Origin of the sequence: Sulfitobacter sp. HI0040 (genome assembly GCF_001634885.1) — a bacterium.
In the GTDB taxonomy this organism is placed as follows: domain Bacteria; phylum Pseudomonadota; class Alphaproteobacteria; order Rhodobacterales; family Rhodobacteraceae; genus Sulfitobacter.
The window spans coordinates 1-7,132 of sequence record NZ_LWEX01000126.1 but is presented as its reverse complement, the minus strand read 5'-3'; the positions used below and the strand labels follow the sequence as shown (position 1 = coordinate 7,132).

Below are 7,132 nucleotides of genomic sequence, written 5' to 3'. Positions count from 1 at the left end.
GGGAGGGCTGGAAGGTGGAGGCGAGTACCGGAATCGAACCGGTGTACACGGATTTGCAATCCGCTGCGTAACCACTCCGCCAACTCGCCTTATCAGTAACTTAGGTGGCCCGTCGGGTGGTCTGCCACACAGTCTGCCACACATTCATGATCTGTTTTCGTTCTGTCCGCAAGCACAATTCCGCGAACTCTCGTTCGCTTCGCGTAACGTACCGTTGCCCACGTGCCAGACCTGACGCGCTCTGGGCCATCGGGCGCGGCAACGATGTATTCAGACTCGGCAACGATATTCCGGTTGCGGTCGAGGTAGGGGAGTGGCGACCGAATCTCATCGGCGTCCTTGAATGCCCGCATGCGAGGATCTTGGGGCGGGTGGGCGACCGTCCGAATCCCCATTGATGCAGCCAAGTCGTGCGCCTGAGCGTCGAACCCCAAGCAGTCGCCATGATGTAATTCCGTCGCGCCCTTCTCGATGAGAATCCTTCGGAGGCTGTCCAGAATTTGATTAGGCCGGGGGTATCGAGAACCGGTCACTCCAATCCGCATCATCTTCTCCTTTTCTGCGCTTCCGTCGCCCGAACCCGCTGCCGAACGTGCCGAGTGTAATGCTCCACCATGCGCTGGCTTTGCCCGGTGACTGCTGCGATCAGTTCGTCGCTGCATCCGGCACGGCAGAGTTCTACGGCTGCGGTGTAGCGCAGGGCATGGGTGTCGTACTCTTCCGCCTCGATAGCCTTGCGCGCTGCGCGCATCGCCTCAGCCGCCATACGGTAGGACAGGCGACCGGGGCCGTTGATCTTGGTCAGGAAGGCCACGTCAGAGCGAGGCAGCGCGTCCAGTGCCTTCGCAAGGTGTGGTGTCAGCGGCACCCAGAGCAGCTTTCCCGTCTTTCCCTGCCGCACGTTTATTCCCCCGGCCTCGATATTCGGCCATCCCATGCGAAGCACGTCACCGATCCGCTGCCCGGTCCCGAGGCAGAGTTCAAAGATAGTGCGTTCACGCGTGCCGTAGTCAAAGGCGGTTCGGAACGCAGCGACCTTGGTGTCCGGCCAAGGCTGTCGGTCTCGCTTTTCGTAGCGGACCTCGGACACTCCCTTCGCGGGGTTTGCACCTGCCGCCAGAAGCCCCATGTCGATGGCGTGTTCCAACAGCAAGCGAAGAACGCGCAGACGATAGTTCGCCTCATGCGGGCCGGATTTCTCGGCCCATGCGTCCCGCCATGATATGACATGCCTGCGCTCGATGTGACGCGGGTGCAGACCGCCCATCTTATCGGCGATGTACTCTGTCCGCTTGTCGTAGTCCGTGCGCGTTCTGGGGGCGAGGTCTCGATATTTTCGGTGAGCGTGGTAGTGGCGCAGAACCGCGCTGACTGTTTGCCCGGGGGCCACGGGCGCGGGGGCGTTCAATAACCGCTCACGCTCTTGATGTAGGGCGAACGGGATTGGCGCGCCTTTCGGGAATTGTGTCTCCAACCGGATTTCGACAATACGGCCAGCGACCCGCTTTCTGAACAGCAGCACGCCGTCCCGCTTGCGTCGGTGGATATAGGAAGGCAGGCCGCCGGTCTTCATGGATCAACCAAGTCCGCTGGATTGACCGGCTCAGCGTGCGCCGAATTTGCCTTTGCGGCAATGACCCGAATGGACCCTTCGCGGTCGATGACAGCCGCCTCAATCTCCATGCCCGCGTCCTTGCAAGCCCGGACGGCCCGGGCCAATTCAGACTGTGTGAAGCGCTGCTTACCCACGGCTCACTCCTTCACCTCTGCAACGCGGGCCGGGGTGGGGCTGTCGATGCCGAACGCTGCCATGATCTGAGCGACGTGGTGGGCTTGGGCGGCGGCTTTGGCGGCAGAATTCGAGCCGCACAAATGGCCGTCACTCTCTGCTGCGTACCAAAATACGCCCTCTTGAATCTGGTAGGTGAACGTTGTGTCAACATAGTCCGCGTCGTGCGTGAAACGATCATCGCCTGCCTTGACCCACTCCAACGGCTGCACCATCCCCGGCAGGGCGACAATGATGGCGTCTGCTGTTCGTCGCGCCTCATTTTCACCGAAACTGTTTCCGCCAACCCACTTTGGTGCAGTCCCATCTGGCCTAGGACCAGCCAATGAAGCCCATGACATCGCGTCGAACACCTTCTCAGCGATTTGTTCCCGTGCGCTGCTCATGTCTGGTCCTCCCCTGCGATGGCGCGGAGCCATGTCTCGGTTATGACGCTGCTATCCCCCGTCATACTGAGCGCATCGTCTGCTGCTGCATCCGCTGTGTCTTCGAACTCCCCCGTCAGCCAGCGGTCCAACAGCAGCTTGGCCGCTTCCTGCGGTGTGCTGGGTCGGGCATCGCGCTTGGCATCATGCGCTCCAGCGAGGTATGCGATGGTCAACATATCGCCGTCGTCGTCGGGCCGCAGGGCTTCGATGGCGGTACGGGCAAACTTGTGCCATTTTGCGCGGATTTGCTCCGATTGGTCCGCGAAGGCTTCTGGCGTCCGACCGGCAGAAAGGTTTTCGGATGCACCGCTATCCACGGCCTCGGATTTCCAAATGGCCGCTGCCACGAGCTCTATCTCGTCAGTCATGGCTGTTCTCCTTCGATAAGGGCGGCTCGCTTTGCTTCACTTGCCTTCCAGCGTTCGGAGCCGATGGGCATGTCTGTCTCATGAACAGGTGTGTCGGTCGCGTAGTCCCATACCCATGTGATGCTACCGACCTTCATGCGACCGTACATTTTACAGATGCGTGCAAGTCCAGCCATTTCAGCATTCCTCCATGAAACAGGGCGTCCGCGCCTCCCACGGGGGCAGGGCGAGGGCTGCGGACAGGACAAGGGCCGTGAACAGGCCAGCGAACCAGATCGGGCGGGCGTAGGAGCGGCGGGGCTTCCGGGGCGCATGTGCCCAGCTATACGGGGGGAGGGTCATCCGCATTGCTCCTCATATTCGGCGCGCAGGCTGCTGCCTCGGCAAGTTGGTGGGCGTGGTGGCGCATCCAGTGGGTAAGGGTGGCGTCGGTCATGCTGGGGCCTCCGGGAGGTGGGTGGGTGCGGCTTCTGCCGCCTTCCGCGCGTGATTCTTGATGATGTCGCCGAGGTCTTCGGCTTGCTCTACGCCGAGTTTCCACCAACGGAATGTTTCGCCGTTCGCAGAGAGCCATGAAAGGAGGACCATGCCATCCTCTGTAGTTTCAACTTCGACGAGCCCGCCGCCTTCTGCTGTATCCGTGTTGATCTTCATGGGTGCCTCCGTTGTTATCTGTGACCCCGCCGGACTCATGGGACGTGGGGTTGTTCCGGCGGGGGTGCCTGCGGGATGCAGGCGGGGGGTTAGTAAGGTTTTTCGACCTTGCCTTGGTCTTGGAGGCTTTTTACGCGGAACAAATCTTTCAACATTTTGTCCATTTGCTCAGCCATTTGGTTGCGCAATCCGTCTTTCAGAGCGCCGGTGATATTTGTCGCAGCCGTTTTCATCGTTTCGCTGAAGTCTTCTGCGCATATTTTTGTCATGAGGTATTCAGCACGACTTATGCTTGAATAAGTACTTTCAGTGGGCTTCCCGGATCTATCCACCCTTTCAGACCAATATGATGAGACAAGCCGTTCGAGTTCTTTAGAAATCGAAGTCTTTTGGCCCTTCAGGTTTCCCCATTGATCAACCTTCGAATACTCGCGCTCGAAGCCTTCGGTGATTGCTTTATCGAGCGCGTCCTCAATCATGGCGGTGGCGCGCTCGGCAAAAATGCGGTCGATCCGGCTTTCAACACTAATTCTAATATCGTCTTGAATCCTGTCAAAGCGCTCACCCCCATTTTCGTCGGGCTGTGAAAGAAGTTGGTCGGCAGCCTCTTTGACAACCAGTTTCTCAAGTTTCTTTGGATCAATATCAAACATCTGTATTCTCCTATGTGGGGGTTATGCTGCGGTATCATCGAGGCGCTTGGCCTCTGTGGCGTCGATCCGGTCGAGCAACTCGAACAGGGTTGTGGCTATGAGAATGCGGTCCTCGCACTTGCCATGCCAAAACCCGCCCTCGTAGACCTCCCACTCACGGTCGCCGCGATAGAACAGAAATCCGTCGCGCTGGATCACCTCAGAGGCCCGCTCGAAGGTTCTCGCCAGTTCCTTCGCTACGTGGGGCGGCATGTGCATTTCGACCTCCTGCCCGCTGTCGTCCTCGAAATACACGGTTCCGCATTTCTTGCCGTTTAAGGTGTACCCAGTAGCGGTCGCTCCGGTGATGTTGTGCAGTCCTACGCTCAGACTCATGCCTCACCTGCAGATTTGTGATCAGCGGATATGAGCGCGGCGGAGTTTCCCGCCTCAATCGCGGTAACAGCCGCAACGAATTCGCTCACATTGCGTTGCGCGTTGGCGGCTATTTCTTCGGCGCATAAGTCCAGCATCCGGCGCATCGTTTCATCGGATAGAACGCACTCAACGGTAGATTCTTCGCTGGACAGCTTAACAACTGCTTTCAGCGGGTTATCAGGGCCAAGAGCGAGATAGGAACGGGCGGGGCGGATGGTCAGTTCAGTGAGTTTCATTGCGATATCTCCTCAGTTCAGTTCGCCTGCCAGCATGTCGGCAACGACGGGCAGGAATTGATAGTCAGGGCCGTTCCGGTCGCGCCATGCTTGCTTGGCGGTGTGGATGGCGTTGGGGTGCGGGTGGCGATGACACTCAACGCAGAGAGGCAGAACGGCGAAGTCGCTGCGCTTGTCGGTGCCGTAGCGATCGTGGATACAGTGGTGCGCATCGCTAGGGCCGGGCTTGCCGCAGATCACGCAGGGCAGGGCCTTCACGCGCTTCATGTGGAGCATACCGGCGCGGCCCTCGGCGCTCTGACGCTTGGCGGCGCGCTTCTTGGATACGGGCCGGATGCGGGTCTTGGCCTTGAGCGGGGTGCGGCGGAGAAGGCTCATGCTGACCTCCGAAGGTGTTCTGGCTGCTCACCTTTGCCAACTCGCCCATCCGCCCAGTCCGATAGCGACGTTGCGAAGAAACAGGGTGTTCCAGAGCGGTAGACCTCCACCCTTGCAGAGGGGGCATAACCGGCAGCGATCATGTCTTTGCACAGAAGGCTGATAATATTGCCGTCTCCTGTACGCTCTATTCCCTCGCATCTCGCTCGGTTTATTGGTCGCCACTCCTTCGCGTTGCGCTGCTTTCGTATTGTGTCAAGTTCGATCCGGAGGCTCATGCTGCGTTCTCCCGTGGGTCTGTCCACTGGACGCCATGACGGTCGCCGTATTCCTGAATGACCGTGATCAGGTCTGCCATCTGGCGCTTCGTCAGGCGCGATGAGCGAAAGCCTACCGGGAACGGGCCTGAGCCATCCAAGCCTTCCGCAAACTGGACCTGATGGCCTAGGCTATGAAGAAACGCGGCCTTCCATGTGTCTGTGGTCCAGTTGCGCCCCTCGGGTTTTGTGCGGGCAATGTCGGACAGCATGGCCCACATTCTGGCGTTCTGGTCGAGATTGCGGGTTGCCTCGCGGATGTTCACTACCGCATCAGCCGGGGCGCGATTGATCAGGTCATGCGCATACCGGCGCTGCTTGTCACCGCAGAGGATTATGGTCTGACCGGCCATCACGCGGCGTCCTTCTGCGAGAGTTTGGTTTTTGCCGCCGCGAAAGATGCCTTCACGGCAACGAAATCGGCGTCGGTCAGAAGGGCGAGAGTTTCCTTTTCAGCGTTCCAAAGATCGGACAGATCGTCAGCGGAAGTGCGGTTTGCGATGGCCTTCTCTAGCCGCCCTTTCGCGCCTGCGCTGTTGAATAGTGGATCATCACGCCCAACATTCGCGCGGCTCTTGTCGTAGAGCGCCAACCCGAAAGGATTGCCGAAGGTCCGAAGGGCGCGCTTCAAGGCATCGGTGACAGCCTCCTTTGTGGCTCCCTCTATGGCATCCCCGATTTGCTTGGCAAAGCCGCTCCCGAAGCCAACGTCTTCGCGCACCACGTCGCCAACATTCAGGGTGACAATGCAGGTATAGGCCGCTTGCCATTGATCTTCGCCCTTGCCATTTTTCGCTTTCTCCACGCTGTCCTTGGCCAAGGACTTGATCGTGTAGGACCATTCCCCATAGCCGAAGATGCGGTTGGCCTCTGCAATGGCGTGCCAGCCCTCGATGTAATCACCCTTGGGCCCAAACTTGGAGGGGGGCTTGACGTGGGTCGGGTCCAGCTTCTTTTCGAGTTCCGGTGTGACTTCGCTCCAGTCCATCACTTCATCCTCACGGTCAGGCCGGGATCGCCAGTGACCAATTCGGCCCCCGGCACGTCCTCCCCGGCGTCCAGTTGCTTTTTGATCGCGGACATGTCGGGCTTGATGGTGGTGACGCAAAGCTGAGACGGGATGCAGGTCTCATCGAACACCTTCGCCGTCACGCGAGGCTTGGTGCGCGATACCGTCGCCAGCGGGTGAGCCACCTTCTGTTGCCCGGTCGCATCGAGGATCAGGCCGAGCGCCTTGGTGATGCCAGCAGCGCGCGCGTCCAGCACTTTCTTGCGCTCGGAATAGCGATCAGCCATGGCCTTGTTCGCGAGGGCGAACTCTTGCGCTTCCACGCGGCGCTGGATCAAGGCCCCGATGATATCCATTGCGTCGGTTTCTCCATCAAGACTGTCCCAGAAGGTATCGGGGTCGAAGTCGTCGCCCAGCATCTCGGTCAGTTCCTCGGATACGCGGGTGATCAGGGGGATATCGGCACGAAGGTTCATCGCTGGTTCCCTTTCATTGCACATGCTTCGGAAATGGTCTCGCGCATCAGCGTGAGTGCGCGCGTGGGGATGAATGGCTCATCTCCCCCGATGGGATGGGCGCGAAAGTCCTCGGCAAACTTGCGTTCGATCTGTTCGCGTATCTCGCGCGGGGTGGGGTGCCTGCTGACTGCTGTATCGCTCATGCCGCATCCCCCATTGCTTTACGGTAGGCAGAGAGGGTGGCGCGCGCCTTGTTCGCGGTGGCAATCCCATAAGGGGTACCCAAGCCGTGGAATTCGATGGTCTGCGCGATAACCGGCATCAGTCGGTCCATCTCGGCAGCGAGTTCATCAGCGGCCAACAGCGCGGTCTCCATCTCAGGGACGCGGGCTATGCGGCGGGCGTTGGCAATAGCAGTTTCATCA

General features: G+C 59.5%; 15 protein-coding genes and 1 tRNA gene. All 16 read right to left on the bottom strand.

Annotated features, from left to right (window positions below; genetic code table 11):
* Nucleotides 1–15 precede the first annotated feature (15 nt).
* Nucleotides 16–89, bottom strand: a tRNA-Cys gene (locus tag A3728_RS09215).
* Nucleotides 90–544: 455 nt separating this feature from the next.
* Nucleotides 545–1,573, bottom strand: a complete 1,029-nt coding sequence (locus tag A3728_RS09205; protein WP_067922511.1) for a tyrosine-type recombinase/integrase — start codon at nucleotides 1,571–1,573, stop codon at nucleotides 545–547.
* Nucleotides 1,570–1,749, bottom strand: coding sequence for a hypothetical protein (locus tag A3728_RS23700; RefSeq protein ID WP_067922508.1), 180 nt, complete (start codon nucleotides 1,747–1,749; stop codon nucleotides 1,570–1,572). The genes A3728_RS09205 and A3728_RS23700 overlap by 4 nt, the downstream gene beginning before the upstream one ends.
* Before the next feature lie 3 nt (nucleotides 1,750–1,752).
* Nucleotides 1,753–2,175, bottom strand: coding sequence for a hypothetical protein (locus tag A3728_RS09195; RefSeq protein ID WP_067922505.1), 423 nt, complete (start codon nucleotides 2,173–2,175; stop codon nucleotides 1,753–1,755).
* Nucleotides 2,172–2,585: a hypothetical protein gene (locus tag A3728_RS09190; protein WP_067922502.1), complete on the bottom strand. Its 414-nt coding sequence runs from the start codon at nucleotides 2,583–2,585 to the stop codon at nucleotides 2,172–2,174. Before A3728_RS09190 ends, A3728_RS09195 begins: the two co-directional genes overlap by 4 nt.
* 177 nt (nucleotides 2,586–2,762) lie before the next feature.
* Nucleotides 2,763–2,927, bottom strand: coding sequence for a hypothetical protein (locus A3728_RS23050; protein WP_161487191.1), 165 nt, complete (start codon nucleotides 2,925–2,927; stop codon nucleotides 2,763–2,765).
* 90 nt (nucleotides 2,928–3,017) lie between these two features.
* Entirely contained in the window at nucleotides 3,018–3,239 is a 222-nt protein-coding gene (locus tag A3728_RS09180; RefSeq protein ID WP_067922496.1) for a hypothetical protein, read from the bottom strand.
* An 89-nt stretch (nucleotides 3,240–3,328) separates the two neighbouring features.
* Entirely contained in the window at nucleotides 3,329–3,892 is a 564-nt protein-coding gene (locus A3728_RS09175; protein ID WP_067922493.1) for a hypothetical protein, read from the bottom strand.
* A gap of 21 nt (nucleotides 3,893–3,913) precedes the next feature.
* Entirely contained in the window at nucleotides 3,914–4,267 is a 354-nt protein-coding gene (locus tag A3728_RS09170) for a hypothetical protein (RefSeq protein WP_067922490.1), read from the bottom strand.
* A complete protein-coding gene (locus tag A3728_RS09165; protein ID WP_067922489.1) occupies nucleotides 4,264–4,545 on the bottom strand; it encodes a hypothetical protein in 282 nt (93 codons plus the stop codon). The genes A3728_RS09170 and A3728_RS09165 overlap by 4 nt, the downstream gene beginning before the upstream one ends.
* Nucleotides 4,546–4,557: 12 nt before the next feature.
* Nucleotides 4,558–4,923 (bottom strand): DUF968 domain-containing protein, encoded by a 366-nt coding sequence (locus tag A3728_RS09160; protein ID WP_067922486.1) that lies wholly within the window; start codon nucleotides 4,921–4,923, stop codon nucleotides 4,558–4,560.
* Nucleotides 4,924–5,197: 274 nt separating this feature from the next.
* The gene (locus tag A3728_RS09155) at nucleotides 5,198–5,593 is read right to left on the bottom strand and encodes a recombination protein NinB (RefSeq protein ID WP_067922483.1); all 396 of its coding nucleotides are present in this window, start codon (nucleotides 5,591–5,593) and stop codon (nucleotides 5,198–5,200) included.
* Entirely contained in the window at nucleotides 5,593–6,228 is a 636-nt protein-coding gene (locus tag A3728_RS09150) for an RAD52 family DNA repair protein (protein ID WP_067922480.1), read from the bottom strand. The genes A3728_RS09155 and A3728_RS09150 overlap by 1 nt, the downstream gene beginning before the upstream one ends.
* Nucleotides 6,228–6,725, bottom strand: a complete 498-nt coding sequence (locus A3728_RS09145) for a siphovirus Gp157 family protein (protein ID WP_067922477.1) — start codon at nucleotides 6,723–6,725, stop codon at nucleotides 6,228–6,230. The genes A3728_RS09150 and A3728_RS09145 overlap by 1 nt, the downstream gene beginning before the upstream one ends.
* A complete protein-coding gene (locus tag A3728_RS22715) occupies nucleotides 6,722–6,910 on the bottom strand; it encodes a hypothetical protein (RefSeq protein ID WP_067922474.1) in 189 nt (62 codons plus the stop codon). Before A3728_RS22715 ends, A3728_RS09145 begins: the two co-directional genes overlap by 4 nt.
* On the bottom strand, nucleotides 6,907–7,132 hold a 226-nt coding region (locus A3728_RS23045; protein ID WP_201722307.1), incomplete at its 5' end, for a hypothetical protein. The genes A3728_RS23045 and A3728_RS22715, both read right to left, overlap by 4 nt.